The sequence below is a fragment of the Sphingomonas sp. BT-65 genome (genome assembly GCF_026107375.2).
Taxonomy (GTDB): Bacteria; Pseudomonadota; Alphaproteobacteria; order Sphingomonadales; family Sphingomonadaceae; genus Sphingomonas.
This window is the reverse complement of record NZ_JAPCIA010000001.1, coordinates 482,575-503,287: the sequence shown is the minus strand read 5'-3', so window position 1 is coordinate 503,287 and position 20,713 is coordinate 482,575. Positions and strand designations below refer to the sequence as shown.

The 20,713-nt window shown below is 67.9% G+C and carries 18 protein-coding genes; 11 read left to right on the top strand and 7 right to left on the bottom strand.

Annotated elements, in window-relative coordinates; translation table 11 throughout:
- Positions 1 to 134: 134 nt before the first annotated feature.
- Positions 135 to 1,229, bottom strand: a complete 1,095-nt coding sequence (gene purM / locus OK349_RS02535) for a phosphoribosylformylglycinamidine cyclo-ligase (protein ID WP_265116258.1) — start codon at positions 1,227 to 1,229, stop codon at positions 135 to 137.
- Between the two features lie 62 nt (positions 1,230 to 1,291).
- On the opposite strand from purM, the gene OK349_RS02530 reads away from it, so the two are divergent.
- The 5 genes from OK349_RS02530 (at position 1,292) to OK349_RS02510 (ending at position 8,024) form a co-directional block, all read left to right on the top strand.
- A complete protein-coding gene (locus tag OK349_RS02530) occupies positions 1,292 to 2,569 on the top strand; it encodes a heavy-metal-associated domain-containing protein (protein ID WP_265116257.1) in 1,278 nt (425 codons plus the stop codon).
- Positions 2,566 to 3,189, top strand: a complete 624-nt coding sequence (locus OK349_RS02525; protein WP_265116256.1) for a P-loop NTPase family protein — start codon at positions 2,566 to 2,568, stop codon at positions 3,187 to 3,189. Before OK349_RS02530 ends, OK349_RS02525 begins: the two co-directional genes overlap by 4 nt.
- A 9-nt stretch (positions 3,190 to 3,198) precedes the next feature.
- A complete protein-coding gene (locus OK349_RS02520; protein WP_265116255.1) occupies positions 3,199 to 5,364 on the top strand; it encodes an RNA degradosome polyphosphate kinase in 2,166 nt (721 codons plus the stop codon).
- Between the two features lie 14 nt (positions 5,365 to 5,378).
- Positions 5,379 to 6,863, top strand: coding sequence for a Ppx/GppA family phosphatase (locus tag OK349_RS02515; RefSeq protein WP_265116254.1), 1,485 nt, complete (start codon positions 5,379 to 5,381; stop codon positions 6,861 to 6,863).
- Between the two features lie 138 nt (positions 6,864 to 7,001).
- Positions 7,002 to 8,024 carry a serine hydrolase domain-containing protein gene (locus OK349_RS02510; protein WP_265116253.1) on the top strand — a complete coding sequence of 341 codons (1,023 nt, stop codon included), beginning with the start codon at positions 7,002 to 7,004 and terminating at the stop codon, positions 8,022 to 8,024.
- Positions 8,025 to 8,040: 16 nt separating this feature from the next.
- On the opposite strand, the gene OK349_RS02505 is transcribed toward OK349_RS02510, so the two are convergent.
- Positions 8,041 to 8,322 (bottom strand): I78 family peptidase inhibitor, encoded by a 282-nt coding sequence (locus tag OK349_RS02505; RefSeq protein ID WP_265116252.1) that lies wholly within the window; start codon positions 8,320 to 8,322, stop codon positions 8,041 to 8,043.
- An 11-nt stretch (positions 8,323 to 8,333) separates the two neighbouring features.
- Positions 8,334 to 9,512: a ribonuclease D gene (rnd, locus tag OK349_RS02500; RefSeq protein ID WP_265116251.1), complete on the bottom strand. Its 1,179-nt coding sequence runs from the start codon at positions 9,510 to 9,512 to the stop codon at positions 8,334 to 8,336.
- 89 nt (positions 9,513 to 9,601) lie between these two features.
- On the opposite strand from rnd, the gene aspS reads away from it, so the two are divergent.
- From aspS to OK349_RS02480, 4 genes are read left to right on the top strand one after another with little or no spacing between them, the layout of a single operon-like run.
- Complete coding sequence (gene aspS, locus OK349_RS02495) at positions 9,602 to 11,395, top strand: aspartate--tRNA ligase (RefSeq protein ID WP_265118515.1); 1,794 nt, start codon at positions 9,602 to 9,604, stop codon at positions 11,393 to 11,395.
- A 27-nt stretch (positions 11,396 to 11,422) separates the two neighbouring features.
- Positions 11,423 to 12,796, top strand: coding sequence for an L-serine ammonia-lyase (locus OK349_RS02490; RefSeq protein ID WP_265116250.1), 1,374 nt, complete (start codon positions 11,423 to 11,425; stop codon positions 12,794 to 12,796).
- A gap of 3 nt (positions 12,797 to 12,799) precedes the next feature.
- Positions 12,800 to 13,450: a DUF2971 domain-containing protein gene (locus OK349_RS02485; RefSeq protein WP_265116249.1), complete on the top strand. Its 651-nt coding sequence runs from the start codon at positions 12,800 to 12,802 to the stop codon at positions 13,448 to 13,450.
- A gap of 6 nt (positions 13,451 to 13,456) precedes the next feature.
- Positions 13,457 to 13,975 (top strand): CPBP family glutamic-type intramembrane protease, encoded by a 519-nt coding sequence (locus OK349_RS02480; protein ID WP_265116248.1) that lies wholly within the window; start codon positions 13,457 to 13,459, stop codon positions 13,973 to 13,975.
- A 41-nt stretch (positions 13,976 to 14,016) separates the two neighbouring features.
- Here the strand turns inward: OK349_RS02480 and OK349_RS02475 are convergent, their stop codons facing one another.
- The 4 genes from OK349_RS02475 to OK349_RS02460 all read right to left on the bottom strand — a co-directional run bounded on the left by OK349_RS02475 (position 14,017) and on the right by OK349_RS02460 (position 19,186).
- Positions 14,017 to 16,146 carry a TonB-dependent siderophore receptor gene (locus OK349_RS02475; protein WP_265116247.1) on the bottom strand — a complete coding sequence of 710 codons (2,130 nt, stop codon included), beginning with the start codon at positions 16,144 to 16,146 and terminating at the stop codon, positions 14,017 to 14,019.
- Between the two features lie 133 nt (positions 16,147 to 16,279).
- Positions 16,280 to 16,762: a transcription elongation factor GreB gene (greB, locus tag OK349_RS02470; protein ID WP_265116246.1), complete on the bottom strand. Its 483-nt coding sequence runs from the start codon at positions 16,760 to 16,762 to the stop codon at positions 16,280 to 16,282.
- Positions 16,759 to 17,175 carry a GNAT family acetyltransferase gene (locus tag OK349_RS02465; protein WP_265116245.1) on the bottom strand — a complete coding sequence of 139 codons (417 nt, stop codon included), beginning with the start codon at positions 17,173 to 17,175 and terminating at the stop codon, positions 16,759 to 16,761. The genes greB and OK349_RS02465 overlap by 4 nt, the downstream gene beginning before the upstream one ends.
- Before the next feature lies 1 nt (position 17,176).
- Positions 17,177 to 19,186, bottom strand: a complete 2,010-nt coding sequence (locus OK349_RS02460) for a lytic transglycosylase domain-containing protein (RefSeq protein ID WP_265118514.1) — start codon at positions 19,184 to 19,186, stop codon at positions 17,177 to 17,179.
- A gap of 71 nt (positions 19,187 to 19,257) precedes the next feature.
- Here OK349_RS02460 and dapA point away from each other — a divergent pair, with 71 nt between their 5' ends.
- Both dapA and smpB read left to right on the top strand, forming a co-directional pair.
- Positions 19,258 to 20,139 (top strand): 4-hydroxy-tetrahydrodipicolinate synthase, encoded by an 882-nt coding sequence (dapA, locus tag OK349_RS02455; protein ID WP_265116244.1) that lies wholly within the window; start codon positions 19,258 to 19,260, stop codon positions 20,137 to 20,139.
- A 49-nt stretch (positions 20,140 to 20,188) separates the two neighbouring features.
- Positions 20,189 to 20,671, top strand: coding sequence for an SsrA-binding protein SmpB (smpB, locus tag OK349_RS02450; RefSeq protein ID WP_066575278.1), 483 nt, complete (start codon positions 20,189 to 20,191; stop codon positions 20,669 to 20,671).
- The last annotated feature ends 42 nt before the right edge of the window (positions 20,672 to 20,713 follow it).

Below are 20,713 nucleotides of genomic sequence, written 5' to 3'. Positions count from 1 at the left end.
AGACGGCGCTTCACCGCCCCCCTCCCGCTTGGGGGAGGGGCTGGGGGAGGGCGTGTCGGCAAGCGGCGAACGGAAGGAAGGAGGACAGACCCTCCCCCGACCCCTCCCGCAAGCGGGAGGGGAGATTATGTCGCTTAGGCATTATGCGTGGCGGACCAGGCCGCGCGGGCGCTCCAAGTCTCGGCGCTGCCGGCGACAGTGCAGCCGCGCTGGCCCGCCTCGATCGTGCCGATGCGGTGGACGGTCTCGCCCGCGGCTTCGAGCGCTTGCTCGACCGCGTCGGCCTTGTCGGGTGAAACCACCGCGACCATGCCGATCCCGCAGTTGAAGGTGCGCGCCATTTCCTCGGGCTCGATGCTGCCCTGCGCCTGGAGGAAGGCCATCAGCCGCGGCTGGGTCCAGGCGTCGGCGTCGGCCCGGGCATGGCAGCCCTCGGGCAGCACGCGCGGGATATTCTCGAGCAGGCCGCCGCCGGTGATATGGGCGAGCCCGTTGATCGCGCCGTCGCGCAGCAGCGGGAGCAGGCTCTTCACATAGATGCGGGTCGGCGCCATCAGCGCGTCGAGCAGGAGCGTCTCCTGGTCGAACAGCGCGGGGCGATCGAGCTTCCAGCCTTTGTCCGCGGCGAGGCGGCGGACCAGCGAATAGCCGTTCGAATGCACGCCGGTCGAGGCGAGGCCGAGCAGGACGTCGCCCGGCGCGATCTTCGTGCCGTCGAGCAGCCGGTCGCGCTCGACCGCGCCGACGCAGAAGCCGGCGAGGTCATAGTCGCCATCGGCGTACATGCCGGGCATCTCGGCGGTCTCGCCGCCGATCAGCGCGCAGCCGGCCTGGCGGCAGCCCTCGGCGATCGAGGCGATCACGCGCTCGGCGACGCCGGGGACGAGCTTGCCCGAGGCGTAATAGTCGAGAAAGAACAGCGGCTCGGCGCCCTGCACGACCAGGTCGTTGGCGCACATCGCGACCAGATCGATCCCCACACCGTCGTGGTGGTCATGCTCGATCGCGAGCTTGAGCTTGGTACCGACGCCGTCGTTCGCCGCGACCAGCAGCGGATCGGTGAAGCCTGCGGCCTTCAAGTCGAACAACCCGCCAAACCCGCCGAGATCGGCGTCGGCGCCAGGGCGGCGGGTGGAGCGGGCGAGCGGGGCGATCGCCTTGACCAGCGCGTTGCCGGCATCGATCGAGACGCCCGCCTGGGCATAGGTATAGGGCTTGGGATCGGTCATGCGCGTGCGCCTAGCGATATCGCGCTTGGATTTCCACGCCTGCTTCGCCAAAAGGGCGGCGAATGTCGCGTCGCATCTCCCCCGTTTTCGCCGCCACGGCCGCGGTTGCCCTGCTCGCGACGGCAGGTTTTGCCCTCGCGCAAGTCGGCAAGAGCACGGGCAAGGCCGAGGCGGGGCCCGCTTCGGGCGACAGCTCGGGCAGCTTCGAGGTGAGCGGCGTCACCGTCGATGTCCGCGCCAAGGACGCGGAGTCGGCGCGGCTCGGCGGCTGGCGGCTGGCGCAGCGCAAGGCGTGGGGCATGCTCGCCCAACGGCTCACCGGGCATGGTTCCACCCTGGGCGATTCGGCGCTCGATGGGATGGTCACCGGGATCATCGTCGAGCGCGAGCAGATCGGCCCCAACCGCTATGTCGCGAAGCTCGGCGTGCTGTTCGACCGCAACCGCGCGGCATCGCTGCTCGGCGTCGCGGCACAGATGACGCGCTCGCCGCCGATGCTGCTGATCCCGGTGCAGGTCTCGGGCGGCGCGCATCGCGTGTTCGAGGGGAACAGCGTGTTCCTCGACGGGTGGAAGCGATTCCGCACCGGCAACAGCGCGATCGACTATGTGCGTCCGGCGGGCGGCGGGCCCGACCGGCTGCTGATGAACGCCGGGCAGACGGCGCGGCGCGGGCGCGGCTGGTGGCGCGCGATCCTCGACCAATATGGCGCCGACGACGTGCTGATCCCGACCGTGGAGCTGCGCCGGAGCTATCCCGGCGGGCCGATCGTCGGGGTGTTCACCGCGGGGCACGGGCCCGACAATCGCCGCATCGCGCAGTTCGTGCTGCGCGTGAACGACGGCAATGCGCTGCCCGCGCTGATCGATGCCGGGATCCAGCGGATCGACAAGGCCTATCAGGACGCGATGCGCGCCGGGCTGCTGCGCACCGACCGGCTGCTCGTCACCGAGCCGCCCAGGCCCGAGCTGCCAGTGGAGGAGACCGGCGAGGAAGCGCTGGTCGATACCGGCGAGATCGTCGCGGGGGCGACCGCCGGGGCGGCCTTTACCGTCCAGTTCGACACGCCCAACGTCGCGGCGCTGACCAGCGGCGAATCGGCGGTGCGCGGCGTGCCCGGCGTCACGTCCGCGAGCACCACTAGCATGGCGCTGGGCGGGATCTCGGTGATGCGCGTGACCTTCGAGGGCAATCAGGCGTCGCTGACCGCGGCATTGCGGGCGCGCGGCTGGCAGGTCGAGGAAGGGCCGGGCGTGCTGCGCATCCGCCGGGGCGGGGGCAGCGCGCCGGCGGCGGCCGCGACGCCACCGGCCGAAGCCGGGAACGACAGCGACGGATGAGCCAGTTTGCTCTGCCGCTCGACCGGCCGGCCGGCGCGCGTGAGGACAAGTTCCTGGTCGGTGAGGGCAACGCCAAAGCCGTCCATATCCTCGAGCACTGGGCGACCTGGCCGGTGATGGCGGCGATCATCACCGGCCCGCGCAAGTCCGGCCGCAGCCTGCTCGCGCGGACCATGGCGGTGCGCAGCGGCGGGACGATGATCGACGAGGCCGACCGGCAGAGCGAGACGTTGCTGTTCCATGCCTGGAACGACGCGCAGGCGGCGCATCGGCCGCTGTTCCTGGTCGCCGACGATGCGCCGCCAATCTGGCAGGTCAAGCTGCCCGACCTGCGCTCGCGGCTCAATGCCAGCCCGATCGCACGGATCGAGCAGCCTGATGACGCGTTGGCATCGGACATCCTGCAACAGTTGCTCGATCGTCACGAGATCGTCGCAAATCCCGATGTAGTGGCTTGGGTGATGCGGCGGATCGAGCGGGACTATCTGACAATCCTGCGCACCGCGGAGGCGCTGGAGGAGGATGCCAGCCGCCGCCGCAACCGGCGCTTGTCGATCCCGGCGGCGAAGGCCACATTGACCGCGTCCGGCCTGCTCAAGGAACCGGGCGCGCAACCCTGACGAGGAACCATGTCCAGCCGCGCGCAAATCAAGACCGAAGATGAATCTCCCGCAGAACCGGGCGCGCGCTATTTCAACCGCGAGCTGTCGTGGCTGGCGTTCAACCGGCGGGTGATGGAGGAAGCGTGCAACACCGCGCATCCGCTGCTCGAACGGCTGCGCTTCCTGTCGATCTCGGGCTCCAACCTCGACGAATTCTTCATGGTGCGCGTCGCCGGCCTCAAGGGCCAGCAGATGCAGGAAGTGGAGGCGCATTCCGCTGACGGGCTGACCCCGGCGCAGCAACTCATCGCGATCGTCGAGGATGCGAGCGACCTGGTCGACAGCCAGCAGGCGGTGTGGAACGACATCCGCCGCGAAGTTGGCGAGCGCGGGATCAAGGTGCTCGACGCCGATGCGATCACCGGTGACGTCGCCGAATGGGTCGAGGCGCATTTCCGCACCCAGATCTTCCCGATCCTGACCCCCCAGGCGCTCGACCCGGCGCATCCGTTCCCGTTCATCCCCAACAAGGGATTGAGCGTGATCTTCGACCTTGTCCGCCAGAGCGACGGCGAGCCGATCCGCGAACTGGTGCTGCTGCCTCCGGCGAGCCCCCGCTTCGTGCGCGTGCCGGGCGATCGGGCCTGCTACGTGCCGGTAGAAACGCTGCTCAAGCGCTTCTCACCGCTGCTTTTTCCTGGATATGACATCAAGGGGGCAGCGACCTTCCGGGTGCTGCGCGACAGCGATATCGAGCTGGAGGAAGAGGCCGAGGATCTGGTCCTCTACTTCCGCACCGCGATCAAGCGGCGGCGGCGCGGGCGCGTCATCCGTCTCGAGATGGAGGAAGGCATCCATCCCGAGCTCGAGGCGGTGCTCAAGGAAGAGCTGGGCGGGAGCGAGGCGCTGCTGACCGAGACCGGTGGGTTCCTCGGCGTCGGCGACCTTTCGATGATCGTCGAGGAAGACCGACCCGACCTCAAATTCCCGCCCTATTCGCCGCGCTTCCCCGAGCGGATCCGCGAGTTCGGCGGCGACTGTTTCGCGGCGATCAAGGCCAAGGACATCGTCGTCCACCACCCGTACGAGACGTTCGACGTGGTGCTCGCCTTCTTGAAGCAGGCGGCGAGCGATCCCGATGTGCTCGCGATCAAGCAGACCCTCTACCGCGCGGGCAAGCAGTCGGCGGTGATCCAGGCGCTGATCGCCGCGGCCGAGGCGGGCAAGTCGGTGACCGCGGTGGTCGAGCTCAAGGCGCGGTTCGACGAGGAACAGAACCTGCTCTGGGCCTCAGCGCTCGAGCGCGCGGGCGTTCAGGTGATCTATGGCTTCACCACCTGGAAGACCCACGCCAAGGTCTCGATGGTGGTGCGGCGCGAGGGCGACGAGTTCCGCACCTACTGCCATTTCGGCACGGGCAATTATCACCCGGTGACCGCGCGGATCTATACCGATTTGAGCTTCTTCACCGCCGATCCGCGGATCGGGCGCGATGCGGCCAAGATCTTCAACTACGTCACCGGCTATGTCGAGCCGGAGGACCTGGAGCTGCTCACCGTCTCGCCGCGGCACCTGCGCGACCGGCTGATCGAGCTGGTCGATGCCGAGATCGCCAACGCGCTGGCGGGCAAGCCGGCGGCGATCTGGGGCAAGATGAACAGCCTGGTCGACCCGGCGATGATCGAGAAGCTGTATGAGGCGAGCAATGCCGGGGTCGAGGTCGACCTGATCATCCGCGGCATCTGCTGCCTGCGCCCGGGCATTCCGGGCATGTCGGAGAACATCACGGTCAAGTCGGTGGTCGGCCGCTTCCTCGAGCACAGCCGCATCTGGGCATTCGGCAACGGCAAGGCATTGCCCAATGACGGTGCCAGGATGTTCATCTCGTCGGCCGACTGGATGCCGCGCAACTTCGACCGGCGCGTGGAGTTCATGCTACCGATCCTCAACCCGACGGTGCATGATCAGGTGCTCGACCAGGTGATGGTCGCCAATCTGATCGACACCGAGCAGAGCTGGGAGCTGGAAAGCGATGGCCGCTACGTGCGCGAAGATCCCGGCCCCAAGCCGTTCAACCTGCACCGCTATTTCATGACCAACCCGTCGCTCTCGGGCCGCGGCGCGGCGCTCGAGACGAGCGAGGCGGTGCCCAAGCTGTCGTTGCGTCGCTGGCGCGCCGAGCGTAGCGGGTGAGCGTGTCCACGCTGTTGCTCCGCAAACCCCGCGCCGAAGTCGCGCCCGTCACGCGTCGCACCGGCATCATCGACATCGGCTCCAACTCGATCCGCCTCGTCGTCTATGACGGCGCGGCGCGGCTGCCCGCGATCCTGTTCAACGAGAAGGTGATGGCGGGCCTTGGCAGCTCGCTCGCCGAGACCGGCGCGATCGACGAGGCGGCGCTGGTGATCGCGGCCACCGCGCTCGCCCGCTTCGCCAGCCTGGCGCGCGAGATGGAAGTCGATTCGCTGCGCACCGTCGCGACCGCCGCGGTGCGCGAAGCCTCCAACGGCACGCAACTGATCGCGATCGCGCGGCGGCTCGGGCTCGAGGTCGAGTTGCTCTCGGGCGAGTCGGAGGCGTTGGCGGCGGGCTATGGCGTGCTGTCGGGCCTCCCCGAGGCGGACGGGATCGTCGGCGACCTGGGCGGCGGCTCGCTCGAACTGGTGCGCGTGGTGGCGGGGACGGTGACCGACCGCGCGTCCTTCCCGCTCGGCGTGCTGCGGATCGGCGCGATTCGCGCGAAGGGCAAGGGAACGCTCGACCGCATCGTGGCGAAGCTGCTCGATGATGCGGGCTGGGCGGGGCGAGGGAGCGGGCTGCCCTTCTACCTCGTCGGCGGGTCGTGGCGCGCGCTGGCGCGGCTCGACATGCACCTCACCGGCTATCCGCTGCCCGTGATCCACGAATACACCATGCCGGCGGCGACCGTGGCGCGGCTCCAGCGCACGATCGCGCAACTCGGCAAGGGCAAGATCCGCGCGGTGCCCAACCTTTCGTCCGGGCGTGTCGCGACGATGGAGGATGCGGCCGCGCTGCTCGGCGTGCTGATCAAGCATCTCGGCAGCAGCGAGACGGTGGCGTCCGCCTTCGGGCTGCGCGAAGGCCTGTTGTTCAGCGACCTGACGGCGGAGGAACGCCGCGAGGACCCGCTGATCGCCGCCGCGCGCGACGAAGCGCAACGATCGGGCCGCTTTCCCGAGCATGGTGACCTGCTCGACGCATGGATCGCGCCGCTGTTCGAGGATCACGACGATCTGGCGCGGCTGCGGCACGCGGCATGCCTGCTCGCCGATGTCGGCTGGCGCGCCAACCCCGAGTTCCGTGCCGAGCGCGGCCTCGAGATCGCGCTGCACGGCAACTGGGTCGGGATCGACGCGCGCGGGCGGGCGCTGCTGGCGCAGGCGCTGTTCACCTCATTGGGCGGCGGACTCGAATCGCCGTCGCCGATCAGCCAGCTCGCCGGTCTCGACGATCTCGAGCACGCCAAGCTGTGGGGCCTGGCGATGCGCCTGGGCCAGCGGCTGAGCGGCGGTGTCGCCGGGCCGCTCAAGCGCTCGGCGCTGGCGATCGAGGATGAGGCGCTGGTGCTGCGGCTCGAAGGTGACGATGCTGCACTCTACGGCGAGGCAGTCGAGAAGCGCCATCGCGCGCTGGCGGGCGCGCTCGGGCTGACCGCGGCGGTGGACGTCTAGCCGGCCACGGCCGTCAGGTGTCATTCATGTTTCTCATCCGAAACGAACCTAGCGTTTGAAGCCGAAAGGGTTTGCATGTTCGACCGCCGCACCATGCTGGCCGGCTGCCTCTGCGGCGCCGCCGCATTCCGATCCGCCATGGCGTTTCCTGCCGCAGGAGAGGACGATCCACGCGTCGACAGCTTCGTGCGCGCCAACAACTTCCATGGCGTGGTTGTCACCGCGCGCGGGGGGCGCATCACCTATGCCCGCGCATTCGGCATGGCGGACATCGCAGCCGGGCGGCCGGCGACGGTGGACACGATCTACGGGATCGCCTCGATCTCGAAATGGCTGACCAGCGTGACGGCGCTCAAGCTGGTCGAGCAGGGGCGCATGACCCTCGAAACCCCGATCTCCGCGCTGTTGCCGGAGTTTCGCGCCGATACCGGTGCGCGGGTGAAGCTCGTCCACCTGCTCTCCAACACCAGCGGCATTCCAAATGGCTTCATCGCCGCCGCGAAGCTCGATTCCTCGCTGGTCACCACCGATCTGGGGACTGCCGAATCGGTGCGCCGCTTCTGCCAGGGCGATCTGGTGTTCGAGCCGGGGAGCAGGTTCGATTATGCGATGACCAACTGGTTCCTGCTCGTGGCGATCGTCGAGCGGCTCACCGGCAAGGCGTTCCAGGACGCAATGCGCGCGATCACCCTCGATCCGCTCGGGCTGCGCCACACCCGTGCCGATGCCGCCGCACCGGCCGCGCCGGGCACGGCATTGTCCTATCGCACGACCGAACCGCCAGTCATATGGCCCGACCCGCGCACGCCGGTGATGGCTGCCGGAGGCGGCTATTTCAGCAATGCCGGCGATCTGGTGCGCGCGGCGCACGGGGTGTTCGACCTCGGGTTTCTCAGGCCCGAATCGCTGGCCGCGCTGCGGATGATCCGCGTGCCGGAGCAGGATTATTCGCTGGGCGGCCGGGTGCGGATGTTGACGATTGCCGGCAAGCCGGTCCAGGCAGCGTGGGAGACCGGCCGAACCGCCGGATTCCGGTCGGTTCTCGGTCATCGCTATGACGACGGCTCGACCGTGGTCATCCTCAACAACACCGGCCTGTCACAGAAGCTGCTCGACGATTTCGCCGATCAGATGTTCGGCGCTGCGCCCCGACCGGCCTGAAGCCGGGCAGTCCGCATCACCCGCAGCGCGCCGAGCGGATCCGGTTGCGGTGATCGACCTCGATGTTCAGCCGGTCCGAACGGAAATCCATCGTCACGGGCTGGCCGGGACGGATCAGGCGGACGTCGCGGGCGCCGGCGCGGACCCGAGCACGCTGGACGACACCCGGACGCGCCTCGCGTCCGACCAGGGCCTGCACGCGGCCGGCGTCGCAGCGGACCGGGCCGGGGAGCGGTCGGGGGTAAGACGTGCAGGCAATCAGGCTGACGGGCAACAGCAGAACGGTGAAGCGGATCATGGCGTCTTCTCCTACTCTTGTGGCTGTTCGGTCCGAGTCATTTTGAGCTTACCATTGCGCACTGTAAATCCTAACTGACCCTCAACGAGCGCGAGCGCGTCGCGCCCGAACTGCTCGAACCGCCACCCCTCGAGGATCGAGAGCCCGTCGCGCTGGCCCGCGGCGAGCGCCTCGAGATCGTCCGAGCGGGCGAGCAGGCGCGCGGCGACATTGATATCGCGCGAGCGGATCTTGAGCAGCAGCTTCAATAGGTCGGCGACCAGCGCGCCTTCCTTGCCGAGCGGGAGCTTGCGGTCGTCGCGCGCGGGCATCTCGGACGCTGACATCGCGGTCGCGCCCTCGAGCGCCGCCATCAGCCGGCCGCCGATATCGTTGCCGCCCCATGAGGCGGAGAGGCCGCGGACGCGGGTGAGGTCGCCCTGCTTGCGCGGCGGGTTGGCGGCGAGATCGGCGATCGTCTCGTCCTTGACGATGCGGCCGCGCGGCAGGTTCTTGCCCTGCGCTTCCTTCTCGCGCCACGCCGCCAGCGCCTTGAGGCGCCCGAGCACATCGGCCTTGCGGCTGGAGACGCGGATGCGCTGCCAGGCCTTGTCGGGGTCGTTGCGGTAGTTCTCGGGATCGGCGATCCGCTCCATCTCCTCGTCGAGCCAGCCGCCGCGGCCGGTCTTGCGCAGCTTCTCCAGCATCTTGGGGAAGATTTCGGAGAGATGCGTCACGTCCGCGATGGCATAGTCGATCTGGCGCTTGTCGAGCGGGCGGCGGCTCCAGTCGGTGAAGCGCGCGCCCTTGTCGACCGTGATGCCGAGATAGGTCTCGACCAGGTTCGAGTAACCGATCTGCTCGCCCTGGCCGAGCGCCATCGCCGCGACCTGGGTGTCGAACAGCGGGTGCGGGGTCTTGCCGGTGAGGTTGTAGACGATCTCGATGTCCTGCCCGCCGGCGTGAAAGACCTTGAGCACCTCCTCGTTGTTGACGAGCAGGTCGAGCAGGGGGGCGAGGTCGATGCCATCCGCCATCGGATCGATCGCCGCCGCCTCGTTGGTGTCGGCGATCTGGATCAGGCACAGCTCGGGCCAGAAGGTGTTCTCGCGCATGAATTCGGTATCGACCGTGATGAACGGTTGCTGCGCGAGGCGGGTGCAGAGATTGGCGAGACTTGCTGAGTCTTCGATCAGGCCGTGAATGTGCATCGCAGGCCCATAGACGCGTGCGCGCGGGTTGACAAAGGGCTGTGTGGAGGGGAAGCGCGCCACTTTCACCAAAGATGTTGAAAGTCACCATGCACGCCTATCGTTCGCATACTTGCGGCCAGCTCAACGCCGCGCAGGTCGGTGAGACCGTCCGCCTTTCGGGCTGGATCCACCGCAAGCGCGATCACGGCGGCGTGCTGTTCGTCGATCTGCGCGATCACTACGGCGTGACCCAGATCGTCGCCGACAGCGATTCGCCCGCGCTTCCGGTGCTGGAGGGGCTGCGCGTCGAATCGGTCGTGACGATCGATGGCGTGGTCAAGGCGCGGTCGGACGCGACGGTGAACGCGAACCTTGCCACCGGCGAGATCGAGGTGTTCGCCAAGGGCGTGACGGTGCAGAGCCATGCACAGGAACTGCCGATGCCGGTGTTCGGCGACAGCGAATATCCCGAGGATATCCGCCTGCGCTACCGTTTCCTCGACCTGCGCCGCGAGCAGCTGCACGCCAACATACTGCTGCGCAGCCATGTCATCGCGTCGATCCGCAAGCGCATGGTCGAGCAGGGCTTCACCGAGTTCCAGACGCCGATCCTGACCGCGTCGTCGCCGGAAGGCGCGCGCGACTATCTGGTGCCGAGCCGCGTGCATCCAGGCAAGTTCTACGCGCTCCCACAGGCGCCGCAGATGTTCAAGCAGCTGCTGATGGTCGCGGGCTTCGACCGTTACTTCCAGATCGCGCCCTGCTTCCGCGACGAGGATGCGCGCGCCGACCGCTCGCCGGGCGAATTCTACCAGCTCGACTTCGAGATGAGCTATGTCACGCAGGACGACGTGTTCGCGGCGATCGAGCCGGTGCTGCACGGCGTGTTCGAGGAGTTCGCCGACTGGCAGGGCAAGGGCCGTACCGTCAGCCCGCTGCCGTTCAAGCGCATTCCGTATCGCGAATCGATGCTGAAATACGGCAACGACAAGCCCGATCTGCGCAACCCGATCGTGATCGGCGACGTCTCCGGCTTCTTCAAGGGCTCGGGCTTCAGCCGCTTCGCTTCGATGGTCGAGGCGGGCGACGTGGTGCGCGCGATCCCCGCGCCGGGGACGCACGAGAAGAGCCGCAAATTCTTCGACGACATGAACAGCTGGGCGCAGAGCGAGGGCTTCCCGGGACTCGGCTATGCGACGCAGAAGGACGGCGTGTTCGGCGGACCGATCGCCAACAACCACGGCCAGGAGGGCATGAAGGCGATCGCCGATGCGCTCGGCCTCGGCCCCAACGACGGCATCTTCTTCGCCGCGGGCAAGGAAGCGCAGGCGGCGAAGCTCGCCGGCCTCGCCCGCACCCGCGTCGGCGAGCAGCTCGAGCTGATCGACAAGAGCCGCTTCGAATTCTGCTGGATCGTCGACTTCCCGATGTTCGAATATGACGAGGACGCCAAGAAGGTCGACTTCAGCCACAACCCGTTCAGCATGCCGCAGGGCGAGCTGGAGGCGCTGGAGACCAAGGACCCGCTCGACATCCTCGCCTGGCAGTATGACATCGTCTGCAACGGCATTGAGCTGTCGTCGGGCGCGATCCGCAACCACCGGCCGGAGATCATGTACAAGGCGTTCGAGATCGCCGGCTACTCCAAGGAGCAGGTCGACACCAACTTCGCGGGCATGATCAACGCGTTCAAATATGGCGCGCCGCCGCACGGCGGTTCGGCGCCGGGCGTGGACCGCATCGTCATGCTGCTGGCCGACCAGCCCAACATCCGCGAGGTGATCGTCTTCCCGATGAACCAGAAGGCCGAGGACCTGATGATGCAGGCACCCTCGACGGTGAGCGACAAGCAGCTGAAGGAGCTTCACATTCGCCTTGCGCCGGGCGTCGATCCCGCCTGATAAGGCGGAATGCTCGACGGTTCAGGAATGGCGGCGCGTTCGCGCGTCGAGGCGACGATCGGCCTGGCCGATCTGTTCACGATCGGCATCGGCCCGTCGAGCTCGCATACCGTGGGGCCGATGCGCGCCGCCCATGCCTTCGCCGATGCGGCGCTCGATCGCGGCACGCCGGTGTCGGTGTCGTGCGAGCTGTTCGGCTCGCTCGCGCTGACCGGCAAGGGGCACGCGACCGACACCGCGATCATCCTCGGACTCGCCGGGCATCAGCCCGAGAACGTCGACCCCGACGCGGTGGCGAGCATCGTGGCGACGATCCGGTCCGAACGGCGGCTGTCGCTTGGCGGCCTGGTGCCGGTGCCGTTCGTCGAGGGCACGCACCTGATCTTCCGCGCCGACAAGTTTCTGCCCGCGCACCCCAACGGCATGCGCTTCGTCGCGCACTATCCCGATGGCGAGCCCTACGAGACCTTCTGGTACTCGATCGGCGGCGGCGCGGTGGTCGAGGGCGGGTGCGAGCCGCCGCGCTCGAACGTGACGCTGCCGATGAACTTCTCCTCGGGCGCGGAGCTGCTCGCGGTGGCGGAGGAGAAGGGCGCGACGATCGCCGACATCGTCCGCGCCAATGAGGCGGCATGGCGCGACGATGCCGAGACCGACGCGTTCCTCGATTCGCTGCGCGCGGCGATGTCGGCGTGCATCGAGCGCGGGATGCGCGGCGAGGGCGAGTTGCCGGGCGGGCTCAACGTCAAGCGGCGCGCGCGCGACCTGCACAACCGGCTGATCGCGCGCGGCCCGCGGTCCGATCCCTCGCTGGTGTTCGACTGGGTGAGCCTGTGGGCGCTGGCGGTGAACGAGGAGAATGCCGCGGGCGGCCGCGTCGTCACCGCGCCGACCAATGGCGCGGCGGGCGTGATCCCGGCGGTGCTGCGCTATTACGAGACCTTCTGCGCCTCACCCACGCCCGCGGGCGCGCGCACCTTCCTGCTCACCACGGCGGCGATCGGCTTCCTCTACAAGAAGCGCGCGTCGATCTCGGCCGCCGAGATGGGTTGCCAGGGCGAGGTCGGCGTCGCCTGCTCGATGGCGGCGGCGGGCCTGGCGGCGGCGCTCGGCGCGACCAATGCCCAGATCGAGAATGCCGCCGAGATCGGGATGGAGCATAATCTCGGCCTCACCTGCGACCCGATCGGCGGGCTCGTCCAGATCCCGTGCATCGAGCGCAACACGATGGGCGCGATCAAGGCGATCAATGCCGCCTATCTCGCGATGCACGGCGACGGCAGCCATGTCGTCAGCCTCGACGCGGTGATCGAGACGATGCGCCAGACCGGCGAGGACATGCGCTCCAAATACAAGGAGACCGCGCAGGGCGGACTGGCAGTGAACGTGGTGGCCTGCTGAGGCATGGCCACGCGGACGCTCGACAAGTTCGTGCGGCGCTACACGACACTGTCGAGCGCGCTCGACTCGCTCGTCCACCAGCGGCTCGTGCTGCTCAGCCCTGCCAAATGGGACGACACCAACGACGTCGAGTTCATGGAGCTCTACCGTGCGCATGCCGACGCCAAGTCGGTGCTGGCTTTGTGCTTCGCGATGGCGAGCGAGACCTATCATCACTGGCGCGTCTTCACCCAGGGGATGGAGGGCGTGTGCATCGAGTTCGAAAAGGCCGCGCTCGAAACCGCGGTGGGCGCTGGTCCTCGCCTTGTCGCCCGGCCGGTCGACTATCTGCAGGTCAAGCAACTGGAAGAGCTGACGCCGGCCGACGCGCACCGGCTGCCGTTCGTCAAGCGCGAGGGCTATAGCGACGAGCGCGAATGGCGGATCGTCGCGACCTGTTTCGACGAGCCCAAGCTCTCGCTGCCGATCGGAATCGACCTCGGCTCGATCACGCGGCTGGTGCTCAATCCCTGGATGCCGCCGGTGCTGGCGGACAATCTGCGCGCGATCATCCGCGGCCTGCCCGGCTGCGCCAAGCTCAAGATCGAGGCTTCGGCGCTGACCAACAGCGACCGGTGGAAGGCGGCGGGGAAGAAGATCGCGGCAGCGACATAGCGCGCCATGCTCAATCGGATCACTCGCAAGGTGGCTGCGGCTCTCTCCACGCCGCCCGCACGAACGCATCTCGGGCTTTGCCTGATCGAGCTGGCATGGCTGGTTCCGCTGCTGGCGGTTCTGGGGACGGCAGGCGGGTTGCTGAACTGGGCACCCGCTCTCAATGTCGCCACACTGAAGCTCGCGCTGCTCGCCATTGCCGTGCCGTCGCTCGGCGAGGAGTTATTCTTCCGCGCGGCGCTCCTGCCATCGCCGGATCCGCCGAAGCGCTTCCCGTGGCGGGCTGCGGCGATTTCCACGCTGCTCTTCGTCCTGTGGCACCCCCTGCAAGCTCCCTTGTTCGGACCGCGCTGGTCCGAACTTGTGCTCAATCCGTGGTTTCTGTTGTCGGCCGGCGCGCTGGGGCTGGCCTGCGCACGGCTGTACTGGAAGACGGCGTCAATCTGGCCCGCGGTCCTGCTGCACTGGACCATCGTCGTCCTGTGGAAATCGTTGTTCGGTGCGCCGTCGCCGTGGAACGGCTAGCAACCGCACCGGGCGCCGTACCGCGGCGCCCGGCGGGCCGGTCAGAAGGTGAAGCGCAGCGTCGCACGGACATTGCGCGGCTCGCCATAGACGAAGCCGTCGAACCAGAAATTATTGTTGAAATAATGCTTGTCGAACAGGTTGTTGATGTTGAGCTGGAGCGAGACATGCTCGTCCAGCGCGTAACGCGCCATGGCGTTGACCAGCAGATAGGCCGGCTGCCCGACATTCTCGGTCGCGTTGGTCGCGGGGTTGACCGCGGTCTTGGGCGGGCGGCTCTCCCAGCGTGCCGAACCGCCGAGGCTGAACCCCTCGAGCGCACCGCGGAAATCGTAGCGCGTCGCCATGCGCAGCACCTTGCGCGGGTGATGCGCCTGGACCGGCAATCTGTCGGCATCCTCGGCGCGGAAGGCGCTCCAGCCCAGGCTCAGGTCCCAGCCCTTGACGATCTCGCCCGCGATCTCGGCTTCATAGCCTTCTGACACCGTGCCCTGCGCGGGCTCGTAATAGGGGTCGGCAGTGCCGGGATAATTCCCGGCGAACCGCGCGAAATTGTCCTGCTCGATGCGGAAGATCGCCGCCGAGGCGCGCAGCCGCCCGCCCATCCACTCGCCCTTCAGCCCGGCCTCGTAATTGTTGCCGACGAGCGGAGGGAGGTAGTCGCGGTTGACGTCCTTGTAATCCTGCGGATTGAAGATGCTGGTGTAGCTCACATAGGCGGAGATGTTGCGCGTCACGTCGAGGATCAGGCCGGCATAGGGCGTGAAACGGGCCTTGTGGCTGATCGTGAACGGGGCGGGCGTGTAGAGCGCCACTTCCTCATTGCGCTCCCACCAGCTGAACCGGCCGCCCGCGATCAGCTTGAGCTGGTCGAGCAGTTGCAGGCGGGTGGCGCCATAGACTGCATATTGCTCGGTCGTGCCGAAGCCGCTCATGCGGTAGCGGTCGCCCCATGAAGGCTCGGGATAGGTGTTGCCGTCCCACAGGTTGAAGTCGCCGATCGGCGCGACGGTTGCCGGATCGGGATCGCGATTGGTCCAGCCGCCCGTGAGGTGGCGATAGGTGCCGCCCAGGATCAGCTCGTGCCGCTGCCCGAACAGGTTGAAGCCACCCTTGAGCGAGGCGCTGGCGTGCCACTGCTTGGGCTTGGACTTGTACCAATAAGCCGATGCGTCGATGCCGATGCCGGTGACCGGATCGGGATAGCCGGTGGTCCACAGCAGCTTCGATTCCTCGTCCTGCTGGTGATAGCTGACGTCGCCGCGCAGCGACCAGTCGCTGCCCAGCCGCTGCTCGACCGTCAGGAAGGCGGTGGTCTCGATCGTGTTCCACAGATTCCACTGCGCGCCGGTGGTCTTGGAACGCGGCCAGTCGGTGCGCGAACCGTCGCTGTGCCAATAGGGGAGCTGGCCCCACAGGATGCCGTCGCGATCGTCGCGCGAATAGCTCGCGCCCAGGCTGATGCGCGTGTTGGCGCCGAGGTCGGCGTCGATCACGCCGTAGAGCAGATAGCCGTCGGTCTGCTCGATATCGATGAACGAGTCCTGCGTGTAATATTGCGCGACCAGGCGCCCGCGCACCGATCCGTCCCTGGTGAGCGGCGTGCTGATGTCGCCGGTGACCGCCATCCGGCCCCACGACCCGGCCTCCAGGCTGAAATCGAGCGCGAGCTCGCGCGAATCGGCGTGCTTGCGCACCAGGTTGATCGTCGCGGAAGGCTCGCCCGCGCCTTGGGTCAGGCCGTTGGCGCCGCGGATCACCTCGATCCGCTCGTAGATCGCGCTGCTATTCTCCTCGAGCCCGATATTGCCGGTGGTGAAGGGGGCGCCGTCGATCTGGAAGTTGGTGATCTCGAAGCCGCGTGCGGCGAGCATGTTGCGGCCGCGATCGACCGCCTTGACCGAGATGCCGGTGGTGTAGGCGAGCGCGTCGGCGATGTTGGTAGCCGCCTGGTCCTCCATCTGCTCGCGGGTGATGACGCTGATCGACTGCGGCGTTTCGCGCGGCGAGAGCGAGAGCCCGGTGGCGAGATTATTGTCCTGCTCGCCGCGGCCATAGACGACGATCTCGTCGGTCTTCGCTTTCTCGTCCGCCGCTTCCTCCTGGGCCAGCGCGCCGGTCGGGATCAGCACCAGCGCCGCGGTGGTGAGAAAGCGATACGTCGTCTTCATGAAATTCCCCTTCCAGGTCGGCGCCGGATCACCGTCACGGGGTCGGGGTGCGGGTCAGCGCGGCGCGATGCGGGCGCCCACAGCATGACCGCTATTGCGAGTCAATATTATTTGCAGGAATTTCCCCTTCAAATCAGACGGGGTAGGTGATCTCCATCACCTCATATTCCTTCTCGCCCGCCGGCAGCGTCACGCGGCGGAGGTCGCCGATCGCTGCGCCCCGCAGGGCGCGGGCGAGTGGAGCGTTCCAGCCGACGCGGCCCTTGCCGGCATCGGCCTCGTCGTCGCCGACGAAGGTCAGGGTGCGGTGATTGTCATCCTCGTCGGCGATGATGACGGTGGCGCCGAACCAGACGCGCGTCCTGTCCTCCTGGCGCGACGGGTCGATCACCTTGGCCGCCTTCATCCGCTTGGACAGCCAGCCGAGCCGCCGGTCGATCTCACGCAGCCGCTTGCGGCCGTAGATATAGTCGCCATTCTCCGAGCGGTCGCCATTGCCTGCAGCCCAGGCGATCGTCTCGACCAGCTTGGGCCGCTCGCCGCCGAACAGCGCGTCATACTCGGCCTTGAGCGCGGTATAGCCGGCGGGGGTGATGTAGTTTGGGCGGTCGGTCATGCGAGGTTGCGGCCCATAGAGATGCGCGGTTCCTCGGCATAGCCCATGTGCGCCCAGAAGCGCGCAGCTTCGTGGTTGGTGTCGCGGACCTGGAGGTTGACCTTGGCGCAGCCCAGCACGGCGAGGCGCCTCTCGGCGGCGCGGACCAGCTTCTCGCCGATCCCGCAGCGGCGGGCATTGGGGTGGACCGCGAGCTTGTAGAGCCAGCCGCGGTGCCCGTCATAGCCGGCGAGGATCGTGCCGAGCACACGCCCGCTCTCGACCGCGACGAGGAACAGCTCACGCTGCACAGCGAGCTTCTGTGGCACCGCGGCGGCGGCGTGGCTGTGCGGCGGGTCCTCGGGAAAGACGGCGCGCCACAGCGCATCGACCTCGCCGAACTGCGCCTCCTGATACGGAAGGACCTCGATCACGTCATCCCGGGCGGCTCTTGCCGAGATACCAGCTCAGATGCGCCGGGCCGCGCGACCGGGCGTAATTGGGGTGGAGCAGGTCGTAGACCACCGCATTCTCGAGCACGCGCTGAACATAGTTCTTGGTCTCGTAGATCGGGATCGCCTCGACCCAGTCGACCATCGCGATGCTGCCGGTGCGCGGATCGCCATTGGCGCGCAGCCATTTGTTCACATTGCCGGGCCCGGCATTATAGGCGGCGACCGCGAGCGGATAGCTGCCGCCATAATAGCTCAGCATGCGCTGGAAATAGGTCGAGCCGAGCCGGATGTTGTAATCGGTATCGCTGGTGAGCGAGGCCATGTTGTAGCCAAGGCCGAGCTTGCCCGCGGTCTCGCGTGCGGTGCCCGGCATCAGCTGCATCAGGCCGCGCGCCCCGGCATGGCTCACCGCCGCCTTGTCGAACTGGCTCTCCTGCCGCGCGATGGCGTGGATGATCGTGAAATAGCTTTCCTGGCCCGAGGGCACGCGCACCGACGGGTAGCCGGCGACGGTATAGTCGGTGAGCCCGTTGAGCAGCGCGCTGCGCCCGACCATCACGCCGAGATCGGGACGGCCTAGCGTGCGCGAGAGCTCGGTGGCGAGGGCGTGATCCTCGCCGGTGGTGGCGTCCGCGGCGATCTGGCGGACGAACAGGCTCTGGTCCTGCCAGCGGCCGAGCGTGCCGAGCATCTGCGCGGCGCGGACGACCTCGCGATTGTAGAAGGCACTGCGCCCCGCCGGGGTTGCGCGGGTGAGATCCACGGGTGGCGGCGCCTTGAACACCAGGCCGAGCCGTTCGGCGGCAAGCTGGCCGTAATAGAGGTCGGAGAACGCCGTCGCGCGCCGGTAATAGCCCTGCGCGGCGTCGCTCTGCCCCGCGGCTTCGGCGGCGCGGCCGGCCCAGTAGAGGCCCTTGGACTGCGTGGTCGGTGTGCGGCTGCCGCGCGAATAGCGGTCGAACATCATCACCGCGTCAGCGGGTCGCCGCAGCTTCTGCATCGCGACCGTGCCGGCGAGCCACACGAGGCTGGTATAGTCGTCGCGGATGCCGAGCCCCATCGCCGCGACGTCGGCGCCGGGCGGGAGCGCATCGTCGACCTGTGAGGCGATGGCGTAGGCGATGCTGTACTGGCCATCGCTCTCCGCCGCGCGGGCGTTGACGAGCAGCACCTCGTACCATTCCCCGACATTGCTCGGCAGGGTGGCGAGGGTGCGGGGGCGGGCGAGCAGCGAGCGCGCCGAGCCGCTGGCGCCGTTGTTGCGGAACCACATCGCGCGGTCGGCGATGAAGCCGGGATCGCGCGCGCCGGCCGCCTCGACCGCCGCCGCTCGGGACGCCGCGTCGGGCCAGTTGTTCTGCATCGCCAGTCGCGCATCGAACAGCGCGCGGTTCTGCGGCGAGGTGAAGGCGACCTGGCGCGCGGCGGCGGTGCGGGCGTCCTGCCAGAGCAGCGCGTCCATGCGCGCGTCGTGATCGGCGGCGGTCAGCGCGCCCGGGAAGCCCGAGAGGATCGCGCTCTCGTCGGTCGGCCGCAACGCCCCGCTGCGCCACGCCCGGCGCGCCTGCTCGTCGGCGTCGGCGCGGCGGCTGGAGACGGCGAGCGCCTCGGCGAAACGCACCCGGCCCGCGGCGGTGAGGGGCGGGAAACGCTCGAAGAATCGAACAACGAGGGCAGGTGCCTCGGCGCCCGAAGCCAGCGCGGTCTCCGCTGCCGCGCGCCGGCTCGTCTCGCCCGGCCAGCCGGGATGCGCGAGCAGGAAATTCGCATAGTCGGTGAACGGCCAGCGGTCGGACTGCTGCAGCCGCTTCCACTGGTCGAGATTATACTGGAGCGAGGACCCGGCCGCAGGGACGAACTGCTGCGAGGCGGTCAGCCCGGCGAGCTGCGCCCCGTACAATTCGACTCCGTCCTGCACGACCTGGGATGAGACCGCGACACCCGATACGCCGGCGAGCAGAAGCCCGCTTCTGAACAAAGAGGCAAGCATGCTGGACATGATACGCAAGCCAAGCCTATTGGCCACCCCGAATTTCGGACGATTGGGGCTTTTTCGCGCAGATGTTCACCGGATCGATCCCCGCCCTGATTACCCCTTTCCGTAATGGCGACTTCGCCGAGGACGTGTTCCGCGATTTCGTCGAGTGGCAGATCGCCGAGGGCTCGTCCGCGCTGGTGCCGGTCGGCACCACGGGCGAGGCGGCGACGCTGACCAAGGACGAGCATTTCGAGGTCGTGCGCGTGTGCGCCGATCAGGTGCGTGGACGCGTGCCGGTGATCGCGGGGACGGGCTCCAACGACACGCGCGTCGCGATCGGCAACGTCAAGGCCGCGAAGGAAGCTGGAGCCGATGCGGTGCTGATGGTGCCGCCCTATTACAACCGCCCGAGCCAGGAAGGCATCTTCCGCCATTTCGAGGCGGTGGCTGCAGCGTGCGAGCTGCCGATCATCCTCTACAACGTCCCCGGCCGCACCGCGACCGACATCCAGCCCGAGACGGTGATCCGCATCGTCCAGGCGTTCCCGGGCAAGTTCGTCGCGATCAAGGACGCTACCGGTGATCTCGCGCGCGTGTCGAAGCACCGCGCAGCACTGCGGGCCGGCTTCGCCCAGCTATCGGGCAATGACGAGACCGCGCTCGCGTTCAACGCGATGGGCGGCGTGGGGTGCATCTCGGTCGCTGCCAATGTCGCGCCCAGACTGTGCGCGCAGTTCCAGGCGGCCTGGGCGCAGGGCGACACCGCGGTCGCGCTGGCGCTGCACGACCGTCTGTTCGCGCTGCATCTCGCGCTGTTCACCGATGCCTCGCCCGGGCCGGTGAAGTATGCGGTGAACAAGCTGCGACCCGAGATCTCGGCCGAGCTGCGTCTGCCGATGGTCGAGCCGAGCGCGGCGAGCAAGGCGGCGGTCGACGCGGCGATGGCGGCGGCGGGGATTATCTGACGCCGTCCGCTTCCCTTTAAGCGCGCGCAGGCCTACATCGCGCCTCCTTATGGCCCGCCCGCGTCCCACCGAATTCGACAAGAAGAAGATCGTCGCCGAGAACCGCAAGGCTCGCTTCGAATATTTCATCGAGGACGTGTACGAGGCCGGCATCGCGCTGCAGGGCACCGAGGTGAAGGCGCTGCGCTTCGGCGAGGGCTCGATCGCTGAGAGCTATGCCGAGATCCGCGGCGAGCAGGCCTGGCTGGTCAACGCCAACATCCCCGAATTCAGCCACGGCAACCGCTTCAACCACGAACCCAAGCGGCCCCGTAAATTGCTCCTTCATCTGCGGCAGATAGAGAAGCTTCACGGCGCGGTAGCACGCGAGGGGATGACCCTGGTGCCGCTGTCGATCTACTTCAACTCGCGCGGCCGCGCGAAAGTGGAGCTGGCATTGGCGAAGGGCAAGAAGACTCACGACAAGCGCGAGTCGATCAAGGAGCGGGACTGGAAGCGTGAACAGGGAAGGCTCCTCCGCGACCGTGGCTAAGCCGACCTTCTGGGACCGCATGCGGGCCTGGGCGGACCGCAA

What these genes read in the sequence shown, in the direction of transcription:
- rnd (WP_265116251.1), bottom strand. Translation starts at nt 9,512, where the DNA reads ATGCACATTCACGGCCTGATCGAAGACTCAGCAAGTCTCGCCAATCTC.
- OK349_RS02485 (WP_265116249.1), top strand. Translation starts at nt 12,800, where the DNA reads ATGGCCACGCGGACGCTCGACAAGTTCGTGCGGCGCTACACGACACTG.
- purM (WP_265116258.1), bottom strand. Translation starts at nt 1,229, where the DNA reads ATGACCGATCCCAAGCCCTATACCTATGCCCAGGCGGGCGTCTCGATC.
- aspS (WP_265118515.1), top strand. Translation starts at nt 9,602, where the DNA reads ATGCACGCCTATCGTTCGCATACTTGCGGCCAGCTCAACGCCGCGCAG.
- OK349_RS02525 (WP_265116256.1), top strand. Translation starts at nt 2,566, where the DNA reads ATGAGCCAGTTTGCTCTGCCGCTCGACCGGCCGGCCGGCGCGCGTGAG.
- OK349_RS02520 (WP_265116255.1), top strand. Translation starts at nt 3,199, where the DNA reads ATGTCCAGCCGCGCGCAAATCAAGACCGAAGATGAATCTCCCGCAGAA.
- greB (WP_265116246.1), bottom strand. Translation starts at nt 16,762, where the DNA reads ATGACCGACCGCCCAAACTACATCACCCCCGCCGGCTATACCGCGCTC.
- OK349_RS02530 (WP_265116257.1), top strand. Translation starts at nt 1,292, where the DNA reads ATGTCGCGTCGCATCTCCCCCGTTTTCGCCGCCACGGCCGCGGTTGCC.
- OK349_RS02490 (WP_265116250.1), top strand. Translation starts at nt 11,423, where the DNA reads ATGGCGGCGCGTTCGCGCGTCGAGGCGACGATCGGCCTGGCCGATCTG.
- smpB (WP_066575278.1), top strand. Translation starts at nt 20,189, where the DNA reads ATGGCCCGCCCGCGTCCCACCGAATTCGACAAGAAGAAGATCGTCGCC.
- OK349_RS02475 (WP_265116247.1), bottom strand. Translation starts at nt 16,146, where the DNA reads ATGAAGACGACGTATCGCTTTCTCACCACCGCGGCGCTGGTGCTGATC.
- OK349_RS02505 (WP_265116252.1), bottom strand. Translation starts at nt 8,322, where the DNA reads ATGATCCGCTTCACCGTTCTGCTGTTGCCCGTCAGCCTGATTGCCTGC.
- OK349_RS02460 (WP_265118514.1), bottom strand. Translation starts at nt 19,186, where the DNA reads ATGCTTGCCTCTTTGTTCAGAAGCGGGCTTCTGCTCGCCGGCGTATCG.
- dapA (WP_265116244.1), top strand. Translation starts at nt 19,258, where the DNA reads ATGTTCACCGGATCGATCCCCGCCCTGATTACCCCTTTCCGTAATGGC.
- OK349_RS02480 (WP_265116248.1), top strand. Translation starts at nt 13,457, where the DNA reads ATGCTCAATCGGATCACTCGCAAGGTGGCTGCGGCTCTCTCCACGCCG.
- OK349_RS02510 (WP_265116253.1), top strand. Translation starts at nt 7,002, where the DNA reads ATGGCGTTTCCTGCCGCAGGAGAGGACGATCCACGCGTCGACAGCTTC.